22 protein-coding genes, 2 tRNA genes and 1 pseudogene are annotated in these 25171 nt (G+C 70.1%); 12 read left to right on the top strand and 13 right to left on the bottom strand.

Annotation, left to right across the window (positions count from 1 at the left end):
• Nucleotides 1-92 precede the first annotated feature (92 nt).
• Genes BN159_RS15625 through BN159_RS15615 form a run of 3 tightly spaced genes read left to right on the top strand, consistent with a single transcriptional unit; the run spans nt 93 to nt 3252 of the window.
• On the top strand, nt 93-1787 hold the full coding sequence (locus BN159_RS15625) for a TerD family protein (protein WP_015657952.1): 1695 nt from the start codon (nt 93-95) through the stop codon (nt 1785-1787).
• An 11-nt stretch (nt 1788-1798) separates the two neighbouring features.
• Nucleotides 1799-2479 carry an AIM24 family protein gene (locus BN159_RS15620; protein ID WP_015657951.1) on the top strand — a complete coding sequence of 227 codons (681 nt, stop codon included), beginning with the start codon at nt 1799-1801 and terminating at the stop codon, nt 2477-2479.
• A gap of 17 nt (nt 2480-2496) precedes the next feature.
• Nucleotides 2497-3252: an AIM24 family protein gene (locus BN159_RS15615; RefSeq protein ID WP_015657950.1), complete on the top strand. Its 756-nt coding sequence runs from the start codon at nt 2497-2499 to the stop codon at nt 3250-3252.
• 52 nt (nt 3253-3304) lie between these two features.
• Here the strand turns inward: BN159_RS15615 and BN159_RS15610 are convergent, their stop codons facing one another.
• Both BN159_RS15610 and BN159_RS15605 read right to left on the bottom strand, forming a co-directional pair.
• Nucleotides 3305-3820: an NUDIX hydrolase gene (locus tag BN159_RS15610; protein WP_015657949.1), complete on the bottom strand. Its 516-nt coding sequence runs from the start codon at nt 3818-3820 to the stop codon at nt 3305-3307.
• Nucleotides 3817-5259, bottom strand: coding sequence for a zinc-dependent metalloprotease (locus BN159_RS15605; protein WP_015657948.1), 1443 nt, complete (start codon nt 5257-5259; stop codon nt 3817-3819). The genes BN159_RS15610 and BN159_RS15605 overlap by 4 nt, the downstream gene beginning before the upstream one ends.
• 193 nt (nt 5260-5452) lie before the next feature.
• Between BN159_RS15605 and BN159_RS15600 the strand changes: the two genes are divergently transcribed.
• The 3 genes from BN159_RS15600 (at nt 5453) to BN159_RS15590 (ending at nt 8576) form a co-directional block, all read left to right on the top strand.
• Nucleotides 5453-6565: an SDR family oxidoreductase gene (locus BN159_RS15600; RefSeq protein ID WP_041819358.1), complete on the top strand. Its 1113-nt coding sequence runs from the start codon at nt 5453-5455 to the stop codon at nt 6563-6565.
• A 133-nt stretch (nt 6566-6698) separates the two neighbouring features.
• Nucleotides 6699-7160, top strand: coding sequence for a molybdenum cofactor biosynthesis protein MoaE (locus BN159_RS15595; RefSeq protein ID WP_041819356.1), 462 nt, complete (start codon nt 6699-6701; stop codon nt 7158-7160).
• 321 nt (nt 7161-7481) lie between these two features.
• On the top strand, nt 7482-8576 hold the full coding sequence (locus BN159_RS15590) for a YlbL family protein (protein WP_041819354.1): 1095 nt from the start codon (nt 7482-7484) through the stop codon (nt 8574-8576).
• Nucleotides 8577-8580: 4 nt separating this feature from the next.
• On the opposite strand, the gene BN159_RS15585 is transcribed toward BN159_RS15590, so the two are convergent.
• A complete protein-coding gene (locus BN159_RS15585) occupies nt 8581-9123 on the bottom strand; it encodes a PPA1309 family protein (protein WP_015657943.1) in 543 nt (180 codons plus the stop codon).
• Nucleotides 9124-9287: 164 nt separating this feature from the next.
• On the opposite strand from BN159_RS15585, the gene BN159_RS15580 reads away from it, so the two are divergent.
• The 4 genes from BN159_RS15580 to BN159_RS15565 all read left to right on the top strand — a co-directional run bounded on the left by BN159_RS15580 (nt 9288) and on the right by BN159_RS15565 (nt 14522).
• The gene (locus tag BN159_RS15580) at nt 9288-12209 is read left to right on the top strand and encodes a UPF0182 family membrane protein (RefSeq protein ID WP_231905724.1); all 2922 of its coding nucleotides are present in this window, start codon (nt 9288-9290) and stop codon (nt 12207-12209) included.
• A gap of 41 nt (nt 12210-12250) precedes the next feature.
• Nucleotides 12251-12324, top strand: a tRNA-Met gene (locus BN159_RS15575).
• A gap of 205 nt (nt 12325-12529) precedes the next feature.
• Entirely contained in the window at nt 12530-14359 is a 1830-nt protein-coding gene (locus BN159_RS15570; protein ID WP_015657941.1) for a tetratricopeptide repeat protein, read from the top strand.
• An 89-nt stretch (nt 14360-14448) separates the two neighbouring features.
• Nucleotides 14449-14522 (top strand) — tRNA-Met (locus tag BN159_RS15565).
• 48 nt (nt 14523-14570) lie between these two features.
• On the opposite strand, the gene BN159_RS15560 is transcribed toward BN159_RS15565, so the two are convergent.
• From BN159_RS15560 to BN159_RS15545, 4 genes and pseudogenes are all read right to left on the bottom strand, one after another.
• Nucleotides 14571-15704, bottom strand: coding sequence for an ABC transporter substrate-binding protein (locus tag BN159_RS15560; protein ID WP_041819350.1), 1134 nt, complete (start codon nt 15702-15704; stop codon nt 14571-14573).
• On the bottom strand, nt 15701-16552 hold the full coding sequence (locus tag BN159_RS15555; RefSeq protein WP_015657939.1) for an ABC transporter permease: 852 nt from the start codon (nt 16550-16552) through the stop codon (nt 15701-15703). Before BN159_RS15555 ends, BN159_RS15560 begins: the two co-directional genes overlap by 4 nt.
• Nucleotides 16549-17285 (bottom strand): annotated as a pseudogene (locus BN159_RS47870) (ABC transporter ATP-binding protein). Before BN159_RS47870 ends, BN159_RS15555 begins: the two are co-directional and overlap by 4 nt.
• Before the next feature lie 141 nt (nt 17286-17426).
• A complete protein-coding gene (locus BN159_RS15545; protein ID WP_015657936.1) occupies nt 17427-17846 on the bottom strand; it encodes a Fur family transcriptional regulator in 420 nt (139 codons plus the stop codon).
• Between the two features lie 154 nt (nt 17847-18000).
• On the opposite strand from BN159_RS15545, the gene BN159_RS15540 reads away from it, so the two are divergent.
• Nucleotides 18001-19455, top strand: a complete 1455-nt coding sequence (locus BN159_RS15540; RefSeq protein ID WP_015657935.1) for a catalase — start codon at nt 18001-18003, stop codon at nt 19453-19455.
• 84 nt (nt 19456-19539) lie between these two features.
• Here the strand turns inward: BN159_RS15540 and BN159_RS15535 are convergent, their stop codons facing one another.
• Nucleotides 19540-19932: a CBS domain-containing protein gene (locus BN159_RS15535; RefSeq protein ID WP_015657934.1), complete on the bottom strand. Its 393-nt coding sequence runs from the start codon at nt 19930-19932 to the stop codon at nt 19540-19542.
• Nucleotides 19933-20053: 121 nt separating this feature from the next.
• Nucleotides 20054-20854 carry a histidinol-phosphatase gene (gene hisN, locus BN159_RS15530; protein WP_015657933.1) on the bottom strand — a complete coding sequence of 267 codons (801 nt, stop codon included), beginning with the start codon at nt 20852-20854 and terminating at the stop codon, nt 20054-20056.
• A gap of 182 nt (nt 20855-21036) precedes the next feature.
• On the opposite strand from hisN, the gene BN159_RS15525 reads away from it, so the two are divergent.
• Entirely contained in the window at nt 21037-21645 is a 609-nt protein-coding gene (locus BN159_RS15525) for a TetR/AcrR family transcriptional regulator (RefSeq protein WP_015657932.1), read from the top strand.
• A gap of 15 nt (nt 21646-21660) precedes the next feature.
• Here the strand turns inward: BN159_RS15525 and BN159_RS15520 are convergent, their stop codons facing one another.
• From BN159_RS15520 to BN159_RS15505, 4 genes are all read right to left on the bottom strand, one after another.
• Complete coding sequence (locus BN159_RS15520; RefSeq protein WP_015657931.1) at nt 21661-21984, bottom strand: DMT family transporter; 324 nt, start codon at nt 21982-21984, stop codon at nt 21661-21663.
• 75 nt (nt 21985-22059) lie between these two features.
• Nucleotides 22060-23070, bottom strand: a complete 1011-nt coding sequence (gene rsgA, locus BN159_RS15515; protein ID WP_015657930.1) for a ribosome small subunit-dependent GTPase A — start codon at nt 23068-23070, stop codon at nt 22060-22062.
• Nucleotides 23071-23086: 16 nt separating this feature from the next.
• Nucleotides 23087-24403 carry a 3-phosphoshikimate 1-carboxyvinyltransferase gene (gene aroA / locus BN159_RS15510; protein WP_015657929.1) on the bottom strand — a complete coding sequence of 439 codons (1317 nt, stop codon included), beginning with the start codon at nt 24401-24403 and terminating at the stop codon, nt 23087-23089.
• Between the two features lie 52 nt (nt 24404-24455).
• Nucleotides 24456-25169, bottom strand: a complete 714-nt coding sequence (locus BN159_RS15505; RefSeq protein ID WP_015657928.1) for a M50 family metallopeptidase — start codon at nt 25167-25169, stop codon at nt 24456-24458.
• Nucleotides 25170-25171: the final 2 nt, after the last annotated feature.

Raw genomic sequence — 25171 nt, 5'->3', positions numbered from 1 at the left:
GTACCGGCTCTGTACCGACATCGTCCGGTGTCCGAGTTTGCCGTTAGCCTGGCGCGACGCACTCAATTCGGGATGGGGGACGGTCGTTACGCATGGCCAGGGAATTCCAACGCGGCCACAAGGCCAAGATCAGTGACCTCACCGCGGGCACGGATCTGTACGTAGGTGTACAGATCTCCGGCCCCGGACTGACCTTCGACATCAGCTGCTTCGGTCTCGACGCCGACGAACGGCTCTCGGACGATCGTTACTTCGTCTTCTTCAATCAGCCGAAGTCCCCCGAGGAGTCCATCCAGCTCCTGGGCACCCAGGCCGGTGACACGGAGTCCTTCCGGGTCACGCTGGACCGGATCCCGCAACAGATCCAGAAGCTGTCGTTCACCGCGACGATCGACGGCGCCGGGCAGATGTCGCAGGTCGGCCCCGGATACCTCCGTATTGTCGCCGGCGGCGAGGAAGTCGCCCGGTACGCGTTCAACGGCTCGGAGTTCACCACCGAGCGTGCCGTCATGCTGGGCGACTTCTATCTGAAGGACGTCTGGCGGTTCGCCGCGGTCGGACAGGGCTTCGACGGCGGACTCGACGCGCTGCTCAAGAACTTCGGCGGCGAGGTCATGGATGAGGAGGCGCCCGCCGCGGCTCCGCAGCAGCCGCAGACCGGCGCCACTCCCGGTTTCGCGCCCCCGCCCCAGGCCGCCGCGCCGCCCGCGTTCGGCGCCCCGGCAGCCCCGGCGCCCGCTCCGGCCCCCGCGCCCGCCCCGGCTCCGGCCCCTCAGGGCTTCGCGCCGCCTCCGGGAGCCACGCCGCCCCCGGCACCGGCCCCCGCGCCGTCGGTGCACGCGCAGCCGACCATCATCGCGCCCATGACGCCGCCGACCGGCACCCAGGTGCCCCCGCCGGCCCCCGCGCCCGCGCCCTACGGGCAGCCGCCCCAGCCGCAGCAGCCGTACGGCCAGCCCCCGGCGCCTCCCGGCGCTCCGCTGCCCCCGGGCTACGGCCAGCCGCAGGCACCGCACGCCCCCGCCCCGCCTCCGGGGTACGGCCAGCCGACCCCGCCCCCCGGATACGGCCAGGTCCCGGGCCAGCCCGCCGCCCCGTACGGCGCGCCGCAGGGCGCTGCCCAGGGGCCCGGTGTGGCCGCCGCGCTGGACAAGTTCCGCGAGACGCCCACCGGGCAGCGCTGGACGCAGCAGAACAAGAAGATGGTCCGCGTCGACCTCGGCATCGGCGGTCAGCCGGTGCTGGCCCGCCAGGGCAGCATGGTGCTCTACCAGGGCAAGGTCGATTTCAGCTACAAGGGCGCCGGCTTCGCCGGCCGGGTCGTCGGCAACGCCACCGGCCAGGAGATGCAGCTGATGCGCTGCACCGGCCAGGGCCAGGTGTTCCTCGCCGAGAACAACACGATGGTGCACCCCATCGAGCTCCAGGGCGACGGCATCTGCGTCTCCGCCGAGAACGTCCTCGCCTTCGACGAGAGCCTCCAGTACGAGGTCCGCCGGATCGAGGGACACGGCATCCCCGGTGGCGCGCTGTTCACGATGCAGTTCACCGGCACCGGCACGATCGTGGTGAAGACGCACGGCACGCCCGTGGTCCTCCCGGTCACGCCCACGACGTTCGCCGACGCCAACGCCGTGATCGCCTGGTCGTCCGCCGCCCAGGTGGTCGTCTCCAGCCAGGTGCGGATGCGCCGCAACGCCTACCCGGGCGACACCGGAGAGAGCGTCAACCTCCAGTTCCGGGCCGCTCCCGGCAATTTCATCGTCGTCCAGCCGTACGAGATCTGAGGGAGCCCGTCATGAACCAGCCGCTCGCGGGCTACGCTCCCGCACCCGTAACGGCCCGCATGGAGAACCACGGCAACCACATGCTGAAGGTCGCCATGCAGACCGGGAACGACCTCCTCGCGCGCGTGGGGTCGATGGTCGCCTACGAAGGGTTCGTGCAGTACGAGCCCAACCCGCCCGCCGTGCGCCAGATCGCCAAGGACTGGATGACCGGCGAGGGCGCGCCCCTGATGAAGTGCTCCGGCGACGGACTTCTCTACCTCGCCGACTACGGCGCGAACGTCGTCGTGATCAACCTCAACGGCGACGGGATCTCCGTCAACGCCACCAACCTGCTCGCCTTCGACGCGCATCTCACGTGGGGCGTCGAGCGGGTGAAGGGCCTGGCGAAGTTCGCCGGACAGGGCCTGTGGAACACCAAGATCTCCGGGCAGGGCTGGGTCGCGCTGACCTCCCGGGGCAAGCCGATCGTCGTCGACTGCGGCGGCGGCGAGAACGAGACGTACGTCGACCCCGACGCGCTCGTCGCCTGGTCCCCGAACCTCAAGGTGAAGGGCAAGCGCAGCTTCAAGGCGCAGTCGCTCATCGGCCGGGGCAGCGGCGAGGCCTACCAGATGGCCTTCTCCGGCCAGGGCATCGTCGTCGTCCAGCCCAGCGAGGACAGCACCGACCGCCTCCGGGTCCGGGGCTGAGGGGGAGCCAGAACGCCATGCAGAGTCCGCTTTTCGCCTACAACGACCAGCAGACCCAGGAGCGCTGGAGCCTGCAGAACAAGCAGATGCTCCGGCTCACCCTGGAGGGCCACGACGACATCCTCGCCCGCAAGGGCACGATGGTCGCCTACCAGGGCCTGGTCGAGTTCGACGCCGAGTACCAGAGCAACCAGCAGGGACGCGCGCGTGCCCACACCGGTGAGGGCCTGGACCTGATGCGCTGCCACGGGCAGGGCACGGTCTATCTCGCCAACCTCAAGCAGCACATCCACCTGGTGGACGTGGACCAGGACGGGCTGACCGTCGACAGCAGCTATGTGCTGGCGATGGACTCCTCGCTGCACCACGAGGTCATCGCCGTGGACAGCCTCTACGGCATCTCCGGCTCCGGGAAGTACCAGCTCAACATCACCGGCCGCGGCAAGGTCGCCCTGATGACCTCCGGCATGCCGCTGATGATGCAGGTCACGCCGGACAAGTACGTCAACTGCGACGCCGACGCCATTGTCGCCTGGTCCACCGGTCTGCGCGTGCAGATGCAGGCCCAGACGCACTCCTCCGGGGTGTGGCGGCGCCGTGGCAACACCGGTGAGGGCTGGGAGCTCAGCTTCATGGGCAGCGGCTACGCGCTGGTGCAGCCCAGCGAGCTGCTGCCGCCGCAGAACGCCCAGATCGGCTCCGGCCTCGCCGCGCAGTACGGCATGGGCCAGCAGGGCGTCCGCGCCCAGAACCAGGGCAACGTCTGGAGTTGACGCAGGCACACAGGTAAGGGGCGACCGTCCATTGCGGTCGCCCCTTACACGTTCACAGCCGCGCGCGGGTCGCTTCGAGCAGTCGTACGACGGAGTCGTCCGCCACGTCCGGCACCTCGGCGTAGGGGAACCAGCGCAGGTCCAGGGACTCGTCGCTGATGGTCTCCAGGGCGCCGGGCGGGGCCACGGCGGCGTACTGGACGTCCAGGTGCCAGGCGCACGGGGTGTGGTGGCGGTCCAGGCGGACAGGCCCGCCGGGCAGCAGGGTCAGGCCCGTGATGCCGGACTCCTCGGTGCCCTCGCGCAGGGCGGCCGCCGCCAGCGTCTCGTCGACCGGCTCGCAGTGGCCGCCCATCTGGAGCCACATGCGCAGCTTCTTGTGCAGGGTCAGCAGCACCCGCCCGCGCGAGGGGTCGATCACCAGGGCGCTCGCCGTGATGTGCCCGGACTCGCAGGCCTTCCACATGCCGTCCGGACGGGCCGCGAGATGGTCGAGATAGACCTGGCGCAGCTCCGCCTGGTCCTCGTACCCCTTGAGCACCAGGACCGCGTCGTCGTGCAGGCTCACTCGCTGTCGTCGTCCTTCTCGGTGTCCTTGTCCTTGGTCAGGTCCGGCTTCCCCGCGGAGCCGTCGGCCGCCTCGCCGAGCATCTTGTCCAGCTCGGAGAAGTCCATCTGCTCGCGGTGGACGAAGCCGTCCGGGTCGTCCAGGTCGGTCGCCGTGGGCAGCATGTCCGGGTGGGCCCACAGCGCGTCACGGCCGTCGACACCGCGCGCGTCCGTGAGCGAGGCCCACAGACGCGAGGCGTCGCGCAGCCGGCGCGGACGCAGCTCAAGACCGATCAGCGTGGCGAACGTCTGCTCGGCCGGGCCGCCCGAGGCGCGACGGCGGCGCAGGGTCTCGCGCAGCGCGTCCGCGGACGACAGACGCGGCTTCGCGGCCGCGTGCACCACAGCGTCCACCCAGCCCTCGACCAGCGCCAGAGCCGTCTCCAGACGGGCCAGGGCCGCCTTCTGCTCGGGCGTGTCCTCCGGCTGGAACATGCCCTGCTGAAGGGCGTCCTGAAGCTGCTCGGGGTTCTGCGGGTCGAACTGGCCGACCACGTCCTCCAGCTTGGCGGTGTCGACCTTGATCCCGCGCGCGTACCCGTCGACCGCGCCGAACAGGTGCGAGCGCAGCCACGGCACATGCGCGAAGAGGCGCTGGTGGGCGGCCTCGCGCAGGGCGAGATACAGCCGCACCTCCTCCTTCGGCACACCGAGGTCCTTGCCGAACGCCTCGATGTTCACCGGCAGCAGCGCGGCCTTGCCGACCGGGCCGAGCGGCAGGCCGATGTCGGTGGAGCCGACGACCTCGCCCGCGAGCACGCCGACGGCCTGCCCGATCTGCGTGCCGAACATGGCGCCGCCCATGGAGCGCATCATGCCGATCAGCGGGCCGGCCATGGCCTGCATCTCCTCCGGCAGGACGTCACCCATGGCGGTGCCGACGCGCTCGGCGACCGGGTCCACGAGCTCCTTCCAGGCCGGCAGGGTCGCCTCGACCCACTCCGCGCGGGACCAGGCCACCGCGGAACCGGCGCCGGACGGCAGCGACGTCGCGTCGTCGAGCCAGAGGTCCGCCAGGCGGACGGACTCCTCGACCGCGGTGCGCTCGGCGGAGCCGACGCTCGCGTCCTTGGTGCCGTCCGAGGTGCCCTGGGAGACCGTCTGGCGGGCGATCTGCTTGGCCATGTCCCAGTTCACCGGGCCGCCCTCGTACGAGAGCATCTGGCCGAGCTGCTGGAATGCGGCGCCCAGGTCGGTGGGGTTCAGCGAACCGAACATGGCAGCGAACGGGTTGTCCGCGCCGGGGCCGCCAAAGCCACCGGCACCGGGCAGCCCGCCGAATCCGAACGGGTTGGCCGGTCCCTGACCACCACCGCTCTGCTGGTCCTTCTTCTTGCCCTCGTCGCCGTCGTCCGGCTCCTCCGGCGGAAGGCCGAATCCGAATGGGGTGTCACTCACGGGATTCCTCGGCTGGTAAGGCCGCCGGTCTGTCTCCGACGGCGCGACTGCCCGATAACACCACCCAGCGTAGACACCACGGGCGGTTGGGGCCTCGGTGCTTCGCCGACTCTCGGCCTGCGGCAGGATGGATGCCACCTGGTACGTACGCGTCACTCGCGTCCGTACTGAAGACAACCGCTGGAGACGCCCGGTGAGTTCCCCTGATCCGCAGGTTCGCGCAGCGCGAAACCAGTCAACCAGTCCCGCCGCGCGCGGGCCCGTCGTGGCGGTAACCGGTGCCGCGTCCGGCGTAGGCGCCCTGCTCACCGAGCGGCTCGCCGCGTCCGAGGCGATCAAGCAGGTCATCGCCATCGATGAGCGGCGGGGTGAGTGCGCGGACGCGCAGTGGCACATCCTGGACGTCCGCGATCCGGCCATCGCGGACAAGCTGCGGGGCGCCGACGCGGTGGTGCATCTCGCGCTCGACCTCGATCTGGAGACCGACGCCGCCGCCCGGACGGCCTACAACGTCCGGGGGACGCAGACCGTGCTGACGGCCGCGGCCGCCGCCGGGGTGCATCGCGTCGTGCTGTGCACGTCCTCCATGGTCTACGGCGCGCTGCCCGACAACGAGCTGCCGCTGTCGGAGGACGCGGAGCTGCGGGCCACTGCCGAGGCGACCGGCGTGGGGGATCTGCTGGAGATCGAGCGCCTGGCGCGGCGCGCTCCGCGGGCGCATCCGGGACTGAATGTGACCGTGGTGCGGCCCGCGGTGCTCGTGGGAGGTACGGATACCGCGCTGACCAGGTACTTCGAGTCACCGCGGCTGCTTGTCGTGGCCGGGTCCCGGCCCGCCTGGCAGTTCTGTCATGTCGAGGATCTGTGCAGTGCTCTGGAGTACGCCGTCCAGGAGAAGGTCGACGGGGAGCTGGCCGTCGGGTGCGACGGGTGGCTGGAGCAGGAGGAGGTCGAGGAGCTCAGCGGGATCCGGCGGATGGAGCTGCCGTCCGCGGTCGCGCTGGGGGCGGCGGCTCGGCTGCACCGGATCGGGCTGACGCCGTCGCCGGCCGGGGATCTCGCGTACACGATGTATCCCTGGGTGGTCAGTGGAAGCCGGTTGCATGACGCGGGGTGGCGGCCGCAGTGGACCAACGAGGAGGTGCTGGCCGAGCTGCTGGAGGAGGTGGCCGGGCGGCACACGGTCGCCGGGCGGCGGCTGGGGCGGAAGGATGCGACGGCTGCGGGGGCCGCGGGGGCGACGGTGGCGTTGCTGGGTGCGGCGGCCGTGGTGCGGCGGGCTCGGAAGGCTCGGCGGCGGATCTGAGGCACCCGTGCCGCCCCAGCGGCACGACTGCCCGCAGCTACCCGCACTTGTACAACGCTCCAAAGTCGTACGCGTGTGTGCCGGGTGATTTCGGTATTCCGTGGGTTGCTTCCGGTGGGGCACGATAGAGGGCATGGCACCCATGAACGACCATCCCGGTGAGCAGGCCGCGCAGGATCCCATCAAGTTGATCTCCATTCGGGAGACCGCGCTCTCTCTGGACGAGGTCTTCCGGGCCGTCGGGGACGAGGCCGCAGGGGGGACGGCGCTGTTCGTGGGGACCGTGCGGAATCACGACGGGGGTGCCGATGTCGATGCACTCGGGTACTCCTGCCATCCCAGTGCCGAGGCCGAGATGCGGCGAATCGCCGAGAAGGTTGTCGCGGAGTACCCCGTCAGGGCGCTTGCCGCCGTGCATCGGGTCGGGGATCTCAGCGTCGGGGATCTTGCCGTCGTCGTCGCCGTTTCCTGCCCCCATCGCGGGGAGGCCTTCGAGGCCTGTCGCAAGCTGATCGACGATCTCAAGCACGAGGTGCCCATCTGGAAGCACCAGAAGTTCTCCGACGGCACCGAGGAGTGGGTCGGCGCCTGTTGAGCCGGACCGGGTACCCCAACCCCCCTCCGGTTGCGTAACCGCACCCCTGGCGTGAGCGTTGTCAGTGCGGATGGTTAATCTGCTGATCAGTCAGTTGCGGTCGCTCATAGGGGTTGGGAGGACGGCATGGCGGCGCTCGCCTGGTTGCTGATTCCGCTTGTCGCTGCGGTCGGCGCCGGTCTGTGGGGCAGTTGGGCCAACCGGACCCGCAGGGTCCGAAGCGACGGACCCGAGCTGGACGGATATGCCCGGTTCCGGGCCGCCATGGAGAAGACGCGGCCCTGACGGGACGCTGACAGGGGCGTCCCGTACTGTCGTGGCATGCCACGCCGCACCGCGACGATGCTCGCCTCCACCCTGATGCTGATCGCGCTTCTGTGCGCGGGAGTGTTCATCCCCGTGCCGTACTCGGAGATGTCCCCGGGGCCGACGGTGAACACCCTCGGGGATCACGACGGCGAGCCGGTGCTCCAGATCTCGGGGCGCAAGACGTACGCCACCAGCGGCAACCTGAACATGACCACGGTCCGGGTCACCAGCGCCGACTACAAGATGAACCTCGTCGAGGCCGTCTACGGCTGGCTCGCGCACGACAACAAGGTCGTGCCGCACGAGACGCTCTACCCGGACGGCAAGACCGAGGAGGAGTCGACCCAGGAGAACGCCGAGGAGTTCAGCCAGTCCCAGGAGAGCGCGAAGGTCGCCGCCCTGGAGGCGCTGGACATCCCCGTGCAGTCCTGGGTGATCGTCTCCACGGTCGTCAAGGACTCCCCGGCCGAGGGCAAGTTGCACGCCGGTGATGTGATCAAGGCGGTCGACGGCAAGGCCGTCAAGGAGCCGGCGGACGTCGCCGAACTGGTGACCGAGCACAAGCCCGGCGAGGACGTCGAGTTCACGATCGTGCCGGCCAAGGAGCAGGCCGCCGCCGAGAAGGAGCAGCGGTCGGCGACGAAGACCCAGAAGGTCACGATCACCACCGCGACCTCCGACGACGCCGGTGAGAAGCGGGCCATCGTCGGGATCTCGGCCGGGACCGACCACACCTTCCCGTTCACCATCGACATCAAGCTCGCCGACGTGGGCGGGCCGAGCGCGGGTCTGATGTTCGCGCTCGGCATCTACGACAAGCTCACCCCGGGCGCCCTGACCGGCGGCGCCTTCGTCGCGGGCACCGGCACCATCGACGAGGACGGCAAGGTCGGCCCCATCGGCGGCATCGAGATGAAGACGGTCGGCGCCCGCGACAAGGGCGCCGAGTACTTCCTCACCCCGGCCGAGAACTGCGCGTCCGCCGCCAAGGACACCCCCGACGGGCTCACCCTCGTCAAGGTCGGCACCATCGACGACGCGCTCGGCGCCCTGAAGGACATCCGCGCGGGCGACACCGCGGACCTCCCGAAGTGCAGCGCGAGCTGAGGCCCTAGTCCTCGAACGTCGCCTTCAGCGCCTCCGCCAGACCCGGTACCAGGTCCTTGCCCGTGAGGACCTCCGTCGGGGAGTCCTTCTCGCGCAGGCGCACGGCCGACTCGCGGGTGCCGTCCCGCAGCACCGCGACCGTCATCCGGACCTCCTGGCGCTCCGGGTGCCGGGCCACCCACTTCGTCAGCGCGGCCTCGTCCAGGCCCTGCGGGACCTGGGCCTCCGCGGACGGCGGCAGCATCAGGCGCTCCACGGTCAGCGCGCAGCCGGTCACCGCGTCGGGCCAGGCGATGGTGCCGAGGAACTCGTCGAGCGGCTTGCCCGTTGGAATCTCGTCCTGCTCGATGGGGGTCAGGCCGGAGGTCTCCTGCTCGTCCTCCAGTCCGAGCTGGGCGGCGAGACCGGGTTCCTGGGCCCGCAGCCGTGCGGTGTCTACGAGGGCGAAAAGGCGGGCGGGCTGGTCCCAGCCGAGACCGGAGGCGTACTCGTCGATCTCGAGTACGGCCCGGGTGAGCGGGCTCGCCGCCATGGGAGTGTTGGACATGGTCACAATCCTGCCTCGTTCCCGCCCGGAATCGGGAACCGAGTAAAGCGTGAGTAAGTTGCATAGGTGTGGGCCTACGATCACGAGGCCCTCCGGAGGGCCCGAAACGACCAGGGCCTGACGTATCGACAGCGAACTTCGAGGTGCAGACCTTGGCTTTCCAGATGCCGGACCGCGGCGGAGGCCCGACGGGGCCACGGATCAGAGTGGGCCGCCCGTCCCGGCGTGTCCGGACCCTGCTCATGACGCTGGGCGTCCTTGCCGTACTCGGCATGGCGTTCACCATGTTCGCGGGCTTCTGGACGGACTGGCTCTGGTACCGGTCGGTGAACTACTCGTCCGTCTTCACCACGACCCTGTGGACGAAGATCGGTCTCTTCTTCGTCTTCGGCCTGCTGATGGCCCTCTCGGTCGGCTTCAACATCTGGCTGGCGCACCGGCTGCGGCCGCCGCTGAGCGCCATGTCGATGGAGCAGCAGAGCCTCGACCGCTACCGCATGGGCATCGCCCCGTACAAGAAGTGGCTGCTGCTCGCGATCACCGCTCTGGTCGGTCTGATCGCCGGTGCCTCCGCGTCGGGGCAGTGGCGGACCTGGCTGATGTGGGTCAACGGCGTGTCGTTCAACCAGAAGGACCCCCAGTTCCACCTGGACGTCTCCTTCTACGCCTTCGACCTGCCCTGGTACCGCTTCCTGCTCGGATTCGGCTTCGCCGCCACGATCCTGTCCCTGATCGCGGCCGCGCTGACCCACTACCTCTACGGCGGGCTGCGCATCACCAGCCCCGGAGCGCGCGCCACCTCGGCCGCGACCGGGCATCTGTCGGTGCTGCTCGGCATCTTCGTGGCGCTCAAGGCGGTCGCCTACTGGCTCGACCGGTACGGATTGGCCGTGAAGTCCAGTGACTTCAAGGCGACCGACAACTGGACGGGCCTGAGGTACGTCGACGCCAACGCCTATCTGCCGGCCAAGACGATCCTGTTCTGCATCGCGGTCATCTGCGCCCTGCTGTTCTTCGCCACCCTGTGGCGGCGCACCTGGCAGCTGCCCGTCATCGGCTTCGGCCTGATGGTGCTCTCGGCGATCCTCATCGGCGGTCTGTACCCGGCGATCGTCCAGAAGTTCCAGGTTCAGCCGAACGAGCAGGCCAAGGAAGCGCCGTACGTCGAGAAGAACCTCAAGGCCACGCGCGAGGCGTACGGCATCGACGACGCCCAGGTCACCGAGTACTCGGGCCAGAGCAGCATCGACGACAAGACCAAGCTGCGGGACGACGTCGACAGCACGGCGAGCATCCGCATCATGGACCCGAACGTGGTCTCGCCGACCTTCCAGCAGCTCCAGCAGATCCGTAACTACTACGGCTTCCCGACCAACCTGGACGTCGACCGGTACAGCAAGGACGGCAAGGACCAGGACACGGTCATCGGTCTGCGTGAGCTGAACCTCAACGGCATTCCGAAGAACAACTGGATCAACGACCACTTCCGCTACACCCACGGCTACGGCGCGGTCGCCGCCGAGGGCACCAGCGCCGACTCCCAGGGCCGCCCGGTCTTCACCGAGTCGGATCTGCCCTCCAAGGGCGACCTCGGCAAGTACCAGCAGCGGGTCTACTACGGCGAGAAGACCACGGAGTACTCGATCGTCGGCGGTCCCCAGAAGGAGATCGACTACTCCGACGACACCGGTGAGAAGACCTACAGCTACGAGGGCAACAGCGGGGTCAACCTCTCCAACCCGATAAACCGCGCCGCGTACGCGGTGGCCTTCAGCGAGCCGCAGATCCTGTACTCCGGGGCGATCGGCGAGGGTTCGCGGATTCTGTACAACCGCACGCCCAAGGAGCGCGTCGAGGCGGTGGCGCCGTGGCTGACCATCGACGGTGACGCCTACCCGGCGGTCGTGGACGGCAAGATCCAGTGGATCGTCGACGCCTACACGACCACCAACGGCTATCCGTACGCGTCCCGTACGACGCTCGGCGACACCACGGCCGACTCGCTGACGGCGACGAACGACTCCCGCGCGGTGGTGGCCCAGCAGAACCAGGTCAACTACATCCGCAACTCGGTGAAGGCGACAGTCGACGCGTACAGCGGTCAGGTCAAGCTCTACGAGTGGGACACCCAGGACCCGGTCCTGAAGACCTGGATGAAGGCGTTCCCGAACACGGTGGAGCCCAAGAGCGACATCTCCGAGTCGCTGATGGCCCATCTGCGGTACCCGCAGGACCTGTTCAAGGTCCAGCGCGAGCTGCTCAGCCGCTACCACGTGGACGACGCGACGACGTTCCTCAGCGGCAGCGAGGTGTGGCAGGTTCCGGACGACCCGACCAACAAGGCGGGCGACGCGGTGCCGCCGTACTACCTGAGCATGAAGATGCCGGACCAGAAGGAGCAGGCGTTCTCGCTGACGACGACGTTCACTCCGAACGGCCGTGACAACCTCAGTGCGTTCATGGCGGTCGACGCGGAAGCCGGCACCGGCGACTACGGCAAGATCAGAATCCTGAAACTGCCGACCAACACCACCGTCAACGGACCCAAACAGGTCCAGAGCCAGTTCAACTCCGAACAGGACATCGCCGAGACGATCAGCCTCCTCAGCAGAGGCGACTCGAACGTCGAGTACGGCAACCTGCTCGCGGTGCCACTGGACGGCGGACTGCTCTACGTCGAACCCGTCTACGTCCGCGGTGGCGGGCTGAAGTACCCGCTGCTGCGCAAGGTGTTGGTGACCTACGGAGGCAGTACGGCCTTCGAGGACACCCTCGACCAGGCCCTCAACAAGGTCTTCGGCGCGGAGGGCACGACGCCCGAGCCACCGGAGGGCGACGGCGACGAACCCACCGAGCCCACGCCACCGCCGACGACCGAGAACCCCACGGTCCAGGAGGCGCTGAACGACGCCCAGAAGGCCTTCGAGGACGGCCAGCAGGCGCTGAAGGACGGCGACTGGGAGGCGTACGGCAAGGCCCAGGAGGACCTGGAGGAGGCGCTGCGGCGAGCCGAGGACGCGCAGTCCGGCGAGACCGGTGGCGGCGGGGCGAGTCCCAGCCCGAGCCCCAGCCCGGACAGCAGCTGATCAAGCCCACCCCGCGCCGTGATACGGTTGCCACACAACGGCGCGGGGTGGAGCAGCTCGGTAGCTCGCTGGGCTCATAACCCAGAGGTCGCAGGTTCAAATCCTGTCCCCGCTACTGCGATCGAAGGCCCGGATCCTCATTGGATCCGGGCCTTCGTGATGTGCGAACGCATGTGCCGCGCGGCGGTACCGCCGCGCCGCTGTGGGGAGTTGGCGGAACTGTGTTTGACTTGTCTCTCTGTGGGCATGTCGACAAAACGCTGAAGTGACCTCACTGGCTGCGGTATACCAGGTGTACCCAGGTTGCAGGTGGTGCGACGATGGACGTTATGGGGGACAAGGCAACTCTGTTGGAGACAGGGCGTTTTGTGCAGTCTTCCGACCGGGACGAAGCCGGTGAGGCTGCCGAGGAGCTGCGCCTGCGGCTCGCCGCGGAGGCCGGTGACGTCGAGGCGATGAGCGTCCTCGGCGCCCTGCTGCTGCGCCGTGGTGATCTCGACGGAGCCGAGCCCCAGTTGCGTGCCGCCACCGCCGCGGGCGACCGTGCCGCCGCCAACAATCTGGGAGTTCTCCTCCATCAGCGCGGGTACGCCGACGAGGCCGCGGGCTGGTGGCGGATCGCCGCGGTCGCCGGATCGGCCGCCGCCGCACACGCGTTGGGCCGTCATCACCGGGAGCGCGGGGACGAACCGGCCGCCGAGTACTGGCTGCGGCAGTCCGCGGAGCAGGGGCACGCGCTGGGCGCCTACGCGCTCGCCGATCTGCTGGAGCACCGCGGGGACGCCGGCTCCGGGCGGTGGATGCGGGCCGCCGCCGAGCGGGGGCACCGGGAGGCCGCGTACCGGCTGGCCAGAGCGCTGGACCGGCGGGGCGTGGGGGAGGCCGACGGTGACAACGGTGTCGACTCCGGCGCCGACGCCGAGGCGGCCGATGCGGCGTCCGGCGTGGCGGAGGCCGAGCAGTGGTACCGGCAGGCCGCGGCGCGTGGGCACCGGCGGGCCGCGCTGCATCTCGGGGCGATCCTGGAGCGGCGCGGTGAGCTGAAGGAGGCCGGGCGCTGGTACCTGACCTCCGCCAAGGACGGTGAGGCGCGGGCCGCCTGTGCGCTGGGGTTCCTGCTGCGGGACGCCGGGGACGAGGAGAGCGCGGCCGTGTGGTGGCTTCGGGCTGCCCAGGAGGGGGACGGGAACGCCGCGAACGCGCTCGGCGCGCTGCATGCCTCGCGCGGGGAGACGCAGACCGCGGAGCGGTGGTACCGGGCCGCGATGGACGCCGGTGATGTGAACGGCGCGTACAACCTCGGGCTGCTCTGCGCCGAGCAGCAGCGGACCGCGCAGGCCGAGCAGTGGTACCGGCGGGCGGCGTACGCCGGGCACCGGGAGGCGGCGAACGCGCTGGCGATTCTGCTGCTCCAGGGCGGGGACACCGCGGGTTCGGAGCCGTGGTTCTCCAAGGCCGCGGAGGCGGGGAGCGTGGATGCCGCCTTCAACCTCGGGATCCTCTTCGCCGGGCGGGGGGAGGACGGGGTCGCGCTGCGGTGGTACGAGCGGGCGGCGGCCGCGGGCCACACCGAGGCCGCGCTCCAGGTCGGGATCGCCCGGCTCAGGGACGGTGACGAGTCCGGGGCCGAGCGGCATCTGCGGTGTGCGGCGGGGGGTGGCAGTGCGGAGGCGGCGTATCGGCTGGCGACCGTGCTCGACGCGCGGCGTCCGCCGGAGCCGGCGCATGAGCTCGGGGAGATCGTGCACGAGAAGAGCGAGTGCGAGGAGTGGTACGAGCGGGCTGCCGGGCAGGGGCATCGGCGGGCGCAGGTGCGGGTCGGGATGCTGGCCGCGGCGCGCGGGGATGTCGTGGAGGCGGCTCGTTGGTACCGGGAGGCCGCGGAGGCCGGGTCGCGCAATGGCGCGTTCAATCTGGGGCTGCTGTTGGCCCGGGAGGGCAGCGAGCCGGAGGCGGCCGTGTGGTGGACCCGGGCCGCCGACGCCGGTCACGGGCGGGCGGCGTTGCGGCTGGCCCTGGTCTACGCGCGTCGGGGTGAGCTGGCCGAGGGGCAGCAGTGGGCCGACCGGGCGGTGGCTCTGGGACCGGGGGAGGTCTCGGAACGGGCGGCGCGGCTGCGGGACGCTCTGCGGGAGGAGCTGTCGGCGTAGCGCCGGGCCGGGAAGGCATGCGCCGGCACCAGCTCCCGTTAAGCGATTTGCCTCCGTCCGCGTCCTTGACGTAATGTTCCATTCATCGACGCGGGGTGGAGCAGCTCGGTAGCTCGCTGGGCTCATAACCCAGAGGTCGCAGGTTCAAATCCTGTCCCCGCTACTGAAGGCCGAGGGCCGGAATCCGAAAGGGTTCCGGCCCTTGGTTTGTTCATGGGGTGTGGCCCACGGCCTCTTCGTACAAGGCCCTTGTCACTGTTCGGGATTCCGGTAGTGGTTCACCGGAGATCGCGCCCTGGGACGCGTACGCGGACTGTAGGCGGGTTGTGGTTCCCGCGCGGATTTCCCAGTCCATCTGTAGTGACGGGGTGGAGCGGAGCAGGGACTTGTCCGGCTTCAGCAACTTCGACAGGTATGTGACGAAGGTCGCGTTCTGTTTGTAGTCCGTGGCGAAGTACGTGTTCAGCGTGCGGATGTACGCCCTCAGCAGGGCCACCCCCGCGTCCACGTCCTCGGTCAGCAGCGTCCGGCCGTACAGCATGCCGCCCAGTGGCTCGCCCATGGGTTGGCCGCCCAGGAAGGCGTACTCGGGCTCGCCGTCCACCTTGCGCCAGACCGGGTCCAGCAGCCACGCCGAGTCGACGCCGCCGTTCTCCAGGGCGGTCAGGACGTCTGCCGAGCCGAGTTGGCGGTACTGGATCTCGGCCAGGCCGCCTCCGTGCTTCTTGAGGGCCTTTTCCATGGGGTACGCGATCACCGAGCCCTTTCCGATCATCGTGCCCAGCGTGCGGCCCGCCATGGGGACGCTCTGCGCGCTCTCCCCGTCCTTCAGGCGCACCCAGAGACCGGACTTCGACGCCGGGTCGGGGGAGAAGTTCCCCGCCACCCACTTGATGTCGAAGCCTCCTCCTATGCCGTTCATCACCGCTGCCTCCGGCGCTGCCCACAGGGCGTCGACATCGCCCTTGGCCAGCAGGGGCAGTGCGTCCGGCGTGGGGAGCACCTTCAGTTGTACGTCCAGGCCCTCCTTCGCGAACTCGCCCTTGTCCAGGGCCACCTGGAGCGGTGCCACGTACTCGGCGCTCAGGGTTCCCGTCGCGATCGTCAGGCTGCGGCGTTCCGGGAGGGGCTGCGCGGGCGGGGCGCCCGGTTCGCAGCGGGCCGGGACCCGGTTCGGGGAGCGGTCCGCGGGGTCCGTCCAGGACGTCCTCCCGCAGCCTTCCACCGGGCGGATCGTCCGGCCGTCCACGTCCGCTCCGGTTGCCGAGTCGCCCTCGTACGGAGAGGAACAGGCCGCCAGTGCCAGCAGGGCCGCCGTCATGGCGCCGTACATCCGTGGCCTCATGACTGGCCCCTTCCCCGGTCCCTCGGTGCCCAGGGTGTGAGCAGGCGGCCGGCCAGGCGTACCAGTTCCGAGAACAGCACCCCCAGCGCCGCCACGCACACGATGCCGACGAACATCACGTCGTTCTGGAACAGCGCGCGTGAGTCGAAGATCAGGTGGCCCAGGCCGTTCGTCGCGGCGATCTGTTCCGAGGCGACGATGACCAGGACCGCCACGCCCGCCGCGATCCGCGCGCCGACCAGGACCGACGGGAGGGAGGCGGGGAGCAGGACATGGCGGAACATCTGCCAGGGGGAGGCGCCGAAGACGCGGCCCGCGTCGCGGTGGCCCTCGGGGACCGTCATCACCGCCGACATGGTCGAGATCCAGATGAGGAAGAACACCGTCGCCGCCACCAGGGCCACTTGCGGGCCCTCGCCCAGGCCGAACATGTTCAGGAAGACCGGCAGCAGGGCCAGTTTCGGTACGACGTACAGGGCGTCCAGCAAGGGTTCCAGCGCCGCTCGGACCAGGGGCAGGGAGCCCATCAGCAGGCCCAGGCCGTAGCCCGCCGCGGTGCCGAGCGCGTAGCCCGCCAGGACGCGTTGGAGTGTTGCCCATACATCCGGCCACAGCTCGCCCGCCGCCGCGCGGTCCCAGCCGTCCGCCAGGATGGTCGACGGTGACGGGTACACACGCGCGTCGATCCATCCCTGGGCCGCGGCCAGTTGCCACAGCAGGATCAGAGCCAGGGGCACGGTCAGGGCCAGGGACAGTTCCAGGGTGCGTCGGCGGCGGTGCGCGCGTGCCGGGTTCAGCTCCTGCGGGCCCGGGGCGCGGACCAGCAGGGATTCCGGGGCGAGTGTCATGCGGGGACCGCCTCCTTGCGCAGCAGGTCCCACAGGTCGCTCCTCAGCGCCGTGAACTCCGGCGTCGAGCGGATGTCGCCCGTGCGGGGGCGGGGGAACGGCGGGCGGTGCTCGGCGATGATCCGGCCGGGGCGGGCCGACATGACCAGGACGCGGTCGCCGAGGACGATCGCCTCCCCCAGGCTGTGGGTGATGAAGAGGGTGGTGGTGCGGGTGGTCTGGGTGAGGTCCAGCAGTTCCTCCTGGAGGTTCATGCGCAGTTGGGCGTCCAGGGCTGCTGGGGGCACCTCCCACGCCCGTTCAGGGCTGTGGGGGAGGCTCGTCCATCAGAAGGAGCTCCGGTTCCACGGCCAGGGCCCTGGCGATCGCCACCCGTTGGCGCATGCCTCCGGAGAGCGTTCGCCTCGCGGCGTGGGACGCCCTGGATGTCCAGGCCGAAGCGGACGTTCGCCCGGACCGACTTCCAGTCGTAGATGCCGTAGTCCTGGAAGATCATGGCCGCCGGGCGCGGCGATGACGTGCGGATCTCCAGGCGGCCCGTGCTCGGGCGGAGCAGGCCCGCGGCGATGCGCAGGAGCGTCGACTTGCCGCAGCCCGAGGGGCCGACGACGCAGACGAACTCGCCCGGCGCGGTGGTCAGTTCGAGGGGGCCCAGGGCTGCCACCGCCCCGGGGCCCCGGCCGAAGGTGCGGGTCAGGTCATGTGCGCGGACTTTCGGATACGGCTCTCCCACTTCGGTCTCCTCGCGGAGTGCGGAACGGACTGGTGGGTTCCGCCGACGATATGACGGTCCGTCAGCTACTGGAAGGATGTGGACAGCAGAAAGCCCCGGCACCGATCGGGATCGGTGCCGGGGCTCCTCGCGGGCGTCTGGTTACGCGGCCGCCGCGCAGCTCGGGCAGAGGCCGCGGTAGGTCACCTCGACGTCGGAGACCGTGAAGCCGAAGCGCTCCGAGGAGGGGAGGTCGGCGAGCGGGTTGCCGGTCGGGTGGACGTCCCGGATCGCGCCGCACCGGGCGCAGACCAGGTGGTGGTGCGGACGGTGCGCGTTCGGGTCGTACCGCTTGGCGCGCTTGTCGGTGGCGACCTCCAGCACCTCACCGAGGGTGACCAGCTCGCCCAGCGTGTTGTAGACGGTCGCCCGGGAGATCTCGGGCAGCTTGGCGACGGCCCTGGCGTGGACCTCGTCGGCCGTCAGGTGGACGTGTTCGCCGTCGAGGACCTCGGCCACGACGCGCCGCTGCGCGGTCATCCGCCATCCACGTCCGCGCAGTCGTTCCAGAAGGTCGCTCATGCGCTACAGCCTAACAGCTGGGTGACCAGGTTCCGAATGGGTGTGACTTTGGAACCTTATTTGACTTAGACATTGTCCATTGTAGGATCGGGAACGGCTTTGGCCAAGGGGCAGGAATGGCCTCGGCCACGGAACAGCAGCGCAGGAGGACGACGTGACGCAGGGACCGCTCACTACGGAAGCCGGTGCACCGGTGGCCGACAACCAGAACAGCGAGACCGCGGGCGTCGGTGGCCCCGTGCTCGTCCAGGACCAGCTCCTGCTGGAGAAGCTGGCCCACTTCAACCGCGAGCGCATCCCGGAGCGGGTCGTGCACGCCCGTGGCGCCGGTGCGTACGGCACCTTCACGGTGACCGCCGATGTCACGCCGTACACCAGGGCCGCGTTCCTCTCCGAGGTCGGCAAGCGGACCGAGACCTTCCTGCGGTTCTCGACCGTGGCGGGCAACCTCGGTGCCGCGGACGCCGTGCGGGACCCGCGCGGGTGGGCGCTGAAGTTCTACACCGAGGAGGGCAACTACGACCTCGTCGGCAACAACACCCCGGTGTTCTTCATCAAGGACGCCATCAAGTTCCCCGACTTCATCCACACCCAGAAGCGCGACCCGTACACGGGCTCGACCGAGGCGGACAACGTCTGGGACTTCTGGAGCCTGAGCCCCGAGTCCACGCACCAGGTGACCTGGCTCTTCGGCGACCGCGGCATCCCCGCCTCCTACCGCCACATGAACGGCTACGGCTCGCACACCTACCAGTGGAACAACGAGGCCGGTGAGGTCTTCTGGGTCAAGTACCACTTCAAGACCGACCAGGGCATCAAGAACCTCACCCAGGAAGAGGCCGACAGGCTCGCCGGTGCGGACCCCGACTCCCACCAGCGCGACCTGCGCCAGTCCATCGAGCGCGGCGAGTTCCCGAGCTGGACCGTGCAGGTGCAGATCATGCCGGCGGCGGACGCGGCGACGTACCGCTTCAACCCGTTCGACCTCACCAAGGTGTGGCCGCACGAGGACTACCCGCCGATCGAGATCGGCAGGCTGGAACTCAACCGCAACCCGGAGAACATCTTCGCCGAGGTCGAGCAGTCGATCTTCAGCCCGGCCCACTTCGTGCCCGGCATCGGCCCGTCCCCGGACAAGATGCTCCAGGGCCGCCTCTTCGCCTACGGCGACGCCCACCGCTACCGCGTCGGCATCAACGCCGACCACCTGCCGGTCAACCGCCCGCACGCCACCGAGGCGCGCACCAACTCCCGCGACGGCTTCCTCTACGACGGCCGCCACGGCGGGGCGAAGAACTACGAGCCGAACAGCTTCGGCGGCCCGGCGCAGACCGGCCGTCCGCTGTGGCAGTCCTACGACGGCTTCGGCGGCGGCACGGGCAACCACCCGGCGCCCGTCCACGCCGAGGACAACGACTTCGTGCAGGCGGGCGACCTCTACCGGCTGATGGCCGACGACGAGCGGGAGCGCCTGGTCGAGAACCTGGCGGGCTTCATCGCCCAGGTCTCGCGCGAGGACATCGTGGAGCGGGCGATCGGCAACTTCCGCTCCGCGGACGAGGACTTCGGCAAGCGGCTGGAGGCCGCGGTCCAGGCCCTGCGCGGCTGATCGACCCACCAGCACTGGATCGCTTGTCGAAGCGGGCCGGACCCCTGCGGGAAGGGGGTCCGGCCCGTTCGTGCGAGCGGGGGATCAGGCCGGGACCTTCTGCCGCAGGGGTGCCCAGCAGCGGATGATGTCGCGGACCGAGACGATGCCGACGGGTTCGTCGTGATCGAGGACGATCAGATGGCGGAAGCCGCCGTGCGCCATCGCATGGGCCGCCTCCTCCAGGGTCCAGGACGGGGCGGCGAACACCACGTCGGTGGTCGTGTGGGCGTGGGCGAGTTCGGCGTCCGGGTCCTGGCCCAGGCCGATGGAGTTGAGGACGTCGCGTTCGGTGATGATGCCGATGCCGCCGGCGTCCGGGTCGAGGACGACGGCCGCGCCCACCCGGCGGGCGGACATCAGCCTGGCGGCCTGGCGAAGGGTGTGGGTGGGGCCGATGGTGAGGACCACGGTGCTCATGGCGTCACGGACGAGCATGGATGCAGCCACCTCCTGAGGGGGGGTCCCGGGCCACTTGTTCATTGTTTCACAAATTCACAAGGGGTGGGACTTTCAGAGTGGCAGGCAAAGGGAGGGTCAACAAGAGGGCGCGTGAGGCTCAGTAGCGCTCGTTGAGGTAATCCAGGAGCTCGTCGTGGAGCAGACCGTTCGACGCGGCGGCATTGCCGCTGTGCGGGCCCGGACGGCCGTCGAGGCCGGTGAAGGTGCCGCCCGCCTCCGTGACCACGATGGCGGTGGCGGCCATGTCCCACAGGGACAGCTCCGGCTCGGCGCAGAGGTCCACGGAACCCTCGGCGACCATCATGTACGGCCAGAAGTCGCCGTACGCCCGGGTGCGCCAGACCTCTCGGGTCAGGTCGAGGAAGCCGCCCAGCCTGCCCTGCTCCTCCCAGCCGCTGAGCGAGGAGTACGCGAAGGAGGCGTCGCTCAGCTTCGAGACGCGGGAGACCTTCAGGCGGCTGGCGGAGGACAGGCTGCGGCCGGTGAACGCGCCGTGGCCCTCCGCGGCCCACCAGCGGCGGCCGAGGGCGGGGGCGGAGACCAGGCCGACGACGGGCCGGAAACCGCCCTCGCCCGCCTCCATCAGGGAGATCAGGGTGGCCCAGACGGGAACGCCGCGCACGTAGTTCTTGGTGCCGTCGATGGGGTCGATGACCCAGCGGCGGGGGCCGGTGCCCTCGATGCCGTACTCCTCGCCCAGGATCGCGTCGCGCGGGCGGGCGCGCTGGAGCTGGCCGCGGATGAGTTCCTCCGCCGCCTTGTCCGCCTCGCTGACCGGAGTCATGTCCGGCTTGGTCTCGACCTTCAGGTCGAGGGCCTTGAAGCGGTCCATGGTCGCCGCGTCGGCCGCGTCCGCGAGGACGTGGGCGAGGCGGAGATCGTCGAGGTAGTCGGCCATGTTGTGCACGGTATCCGGCGGGGGTTGTACGGGGCTACCGGGGCCGGAGTGTGGACAGTGCGGGGAGCTGGTGCGGGGCGTGTCCGCGCTCGCCCGCGCCGACCCCGTACCGCTCCGCAACCCTTGACAGGTCAGGTGGGCGCGTCAAATCTGGGCGGGGAGCCGGGTGCTTGGGAGGCGCGATGCCTGCTGCGCGGGAATCTCTGCTGGATGCCGCTTATACGGCGCTTGCGCGTCGGGCGTGGTCGGCGGTGCGGATGGTCGACGTGGCCGCGACGGCCGGGGTGTCGCGGCAGACCCTCTACAACGAGTTCGGGAGCAAGGAGGGCCTCGCGCGAGCGCTGGTGCGCAGGGAGGCCGACGGCTATCTCGCCGGTGTGGAGCGGGCGTTGAGCACGCACTCGGACGCCCGTGACCGGCTCACCGCCACCGCCGAGTGGACCACCGCGGCCGCCCGCGACAACGCCCTCGTCCGCGCCATGCTCACCGGCTACTGGAGCGAACGCCTGCCCGCGCCCACCCTGTCGGCCGTCCCGTCCTCCTCCGCCGTACCGGCACAGCGCCGCGCCGACGGCCCGCTGCCCTCGCCCGGCGACTTCGTGACGATCGTCCGCGACCGTGCTGTGACCGCGCTGTCCGGGCCGGGCGCCAACAAGGCGGACAGCGGGGAACTCGCCCGCTCCTGTGAACTCGTCGTCCGTATCGCGCTGTCGTGCGTGTCCGCCCCGCCCGGCGAGGGCGGCGTGGCCGATCTCGTACGCTGCGCCCTGCACCGGCAGTTACGCCCCTAGCGGCCCATCCAGGCCCTAGTGCGCCGACCCCGACAGCTGAAGCCCGATGACGCCCACGATCACCAGGCTGATCGAGACGATCTTCAGCGTCGAGACGATGTCCCCCAGGAAGATCATTCCGTAGATCGCGGTGCCCGCGGCGCCGATGCCGGTCCACACCGCGTACGCCGGGCCCACGTCGAGTTTCCGCAGGGACAGCGTCAGGAGGCCGAAACTGCCGAGCGCGAAGATGCAGAACGCGACCGTCGGCCACAGACGCGTGAACCCGTGGGAGAGCTTCAGGCAGACGGCGAAGCCTGTTTCGAGCAATCCGGCCACGATGACCAGCAGCCACGCCATGTGCTGTCCTCCCGTAAGTCCGGCTCGGTGCGAGTATGCCTTTACCTGACCCAAAGGAAGCAAACAACGCGTAGGTCAGTCGCCTTCCTTGCGCTCGCGCGTGGCCAGCAGCCGTCGTAGCGAGTACAGCCGTGCCGGATCGGCGTGGCCCTCCGCCACCCAGTCGTCCAGCGCGCAGTCCGGCTCATCATGACTGCACGCGCGCGGACAGCCCTCGGTTCCCGGTTCCAGGTCCGGGAAGGCGTGGATGACCCGGGACGGGTCGATGTGCGCGAGGCCGAAGGAACGCACGCCCGGGGTGTCGACCACCCAGCCGTCCGCCCCGTCGAGGGGCAGCGCCAGCGCCGAGGTCGTGGTGTGCCGGCCGCGACCCGTCACCGCGTTCACATGACCGGTCAGCCGCCGCCGCTCCTTGGGCACCAGCGCGTTCACCAGCGTCGTCTTGCCGACACCGGAGTGACCGACGAACGCCGTGACCCTGCCGTCCAGTTCCGCGCGCACCCGGTCCGCCGCGTCACCGTTCTCCAGCTCCGCGCGGCTGGTCACGACGTACGGGATGTCCAGATCGCCGTACAGCTCAAGGATCTTGTCGGGCGGGGAGAGGTCCGACTTGGTCAGCACCAGCAGCGGTTCGAGTCCGCCGTCGTACGCCGCCACCAGACAGCGGTCGATGAGCCGCGGCCGGGGTTCGGGGTCCGCCAGCGCCGTGACGATGGCGAGTTGGTCGGCGTTGGCCACGACCACCCGCTCATAGGGGTCGTCGTCGTCCGCGGTACGGCGCAGCAGCGAGGTGCGCGCCTCGATGCGGACGATCCGCGCGAGAGTGTCCTTCTTGCCGGACAGATCGCCGACCAGCGCCACCCGGTCGCCGACCACAGCGGCCTTGCGGCCCAGTTCGCGGGCCTTCATCGCCAGCACGACCCGGTCCTCGACCAGGCAGGTCAGCCGGCCCCGGTCGACGGTGAGGACCATGCCCTCCGCCGCGTCCTCGTGCTTGGGGCGGATGTTCGTACGCGGCCGGTTGCCCTTGCGGTTCGGGCGGCTGCGGATGTCGTCCTCGTCGGTGTGCTTGCCGTAACGGCGCATGATCCCGGTCCGCCCGTCAGTTCCCGAGCATCCCGGCCCACAGTTCGGGGAAGTCCGGCAGCGTCTTGGCCGTCGTCGCCACGTTCTCGATCTGTACGCCCTCGACCGCGAGGCCGATGATCGCGCCGGCGGTGGCCATGCGGTGGTCCTCGTACGTGTGGAAGATCCCGCCGTGCAGTCGGCGCGGGCGGATGTGCAGACCGTCGGCGGTCTCGGTGACGTCACCGCCGAGTTCGTTGATCTCCTTGGTGAGCGCGGCCAGCCGGTCCGTCTCGTGCAGCCGCAGATGCGCGACCCCGCGCAGGGTGGAGGGGGAGTCCGCGAGGGCGGCGACCGCCGCGATACCGGGGGTCAGCTCGCCGACGTCGCTCAGGTCCACGTCGATGCCGTGGATCGCGCCCGAGCCGGTGAACTCCAGGCCGTACTCGGTCAGTTCGCAGGAACCACCCATCTCGGTGAAGATCTCCCGCAGCCGGTCACCGGGCTGGGTGGTGCGGGCCGGCCAGGCCGGGATCAGCACCTTGCCGCCGGTGATCAGCGCCGCCGCCAGGAACGGCTGGGCGTTGGAGAGGTCCGGCTCGATGGTCAGATCGCGGCCGAGCAGCGCGCCCGGAGTGACCCGCCAGACGTTCGGCTCACCGCCCGACTCGGGGGTGTCGACCTGGGCGCCGACCGCGCGCAGCATGTCCACCGTCATCCGGATGTGCGGCATCGAGGGCAGCGTGGAGCCGGTGTGCCGCACCTCGACGCCCTGGTTGAAGCGCGGTCCGGAGAGCAGCAGCGCCGAGACGAACTGCGACGAGGAGGAGGCGTCGATCTCGACCGGGCCGCCGTCCAGGGCACCCCCGCCGTGCACGGTCAGCGGCAGCGCGCCGCGCCCGTCGTCGTCGATCCGGGCACCGAGGACCCGCAGGGCGTCGATCACACCGTTCAGGGGGCGCTCGTACGACCTCGGGTCGCCGTCGAAGCGGATGGGGCCGTCGGCGAGGGCGGCGACGGGGGGCAGGAAGCGCATCACGGTGCCGGCGTTGCCGACGTCCACGGTGGCGGGGCCGCGGAGGCCCGCGGGGAGGACGCGCCAGGTCTCGCCCGTGCCGTCGGGGCCCACGCCTTCCTCGATCTCGATGCCCATGGTGCGCAGGGCGCCGGCCATGAGGAGGGTGTCGCGGGAGCGGAGGGGGCGGCGCAGCCAGCCCGGTTCGCTGGCGAGGGCGGCGAGGACGAGGGCTCGGTTCGTGACCGACTTGGACCCGGGCACGTGGACGGTCGCGTCGACGGCACCGCGCGCGTGGGGGGCGGGCCAGAGGGCGTTTTGTGCGTGGTTCGGGGCCATAGGCCCACTCTATAAGCAGGCCGAGTGTCCGGTGCGGCGGCGATCTGGCTGGTCACATATCCAGAAGCCACCTGCCCCCGCCTATCAGCGAGCACAACGAGACCGCGTGGAAGAGGAACAGCCACATGCCCGCCGGTACATGCGTCAGCCTCGACAGCTGGTCCGCGTCCGAGTCGCCCGCGCCCCCACGCGCCCTCTTCGCCTGTAGCTCGAAAGCGGGACGTACGCCGCCGAGCAGGAGGAACCACACCACCGCGTACGCGAACGCGGCCTGGACCTGCGGGCCCGCCAGCCAGGACACCAGGACGAAGGTGCCGCCCGTGACGACCACCGTGAGCGCGCCGTACGCATTGCGGATCATGATCAGCATGGCCAGGAGGAGGGCCGTGGCCAGCCACAGGAGCAGGGTGATGCGGCCCGCGCCGAGCAGGGCCGCGCCGCCGAGGCCCAGCAGGGGTGGGGCGGTGTAGCCCGCCGCGGCCGTGAGGATCATGCCGAGGCCGTGCGGCTTGCCGCGGCTGAGCGTGAGACCGCTGGTGTCGGAGTGGAGCCGGATGCCCGTGAGCTGTCGGCCGGTGAGCAGGGCGACCAGGCCGTGTCCGCCCTCGTGGGCGATGGTGATCGCGTTGCGGGCGACCCGCCACACGCCCTGCGGGACGACCACCGCCACCGCGGCGACGAGGGTCGCGATCACGACCCACAGGTCCGGGTCGCTCTGGGTGCCCACGAGTTCGTCCCAGAGAGAGGTCGCTGTGCTGGTGTCCATGG

Source organism: Streptomyces davaonensis JCM 4913, assembly GCF_000349325.1.
In the GTDB taxonomy this organism is placed as follows: Bacteria; Actinomycetota; Actinomycetes; order Streptomycetales; family Streptomycetaceae; genus Streptomyces; species Streptomyces davaonensis.
Note: the sequence above shows the minus strand (reverse complement) of the source record. Positions and strands in the feature narration are given on the sequence as shown.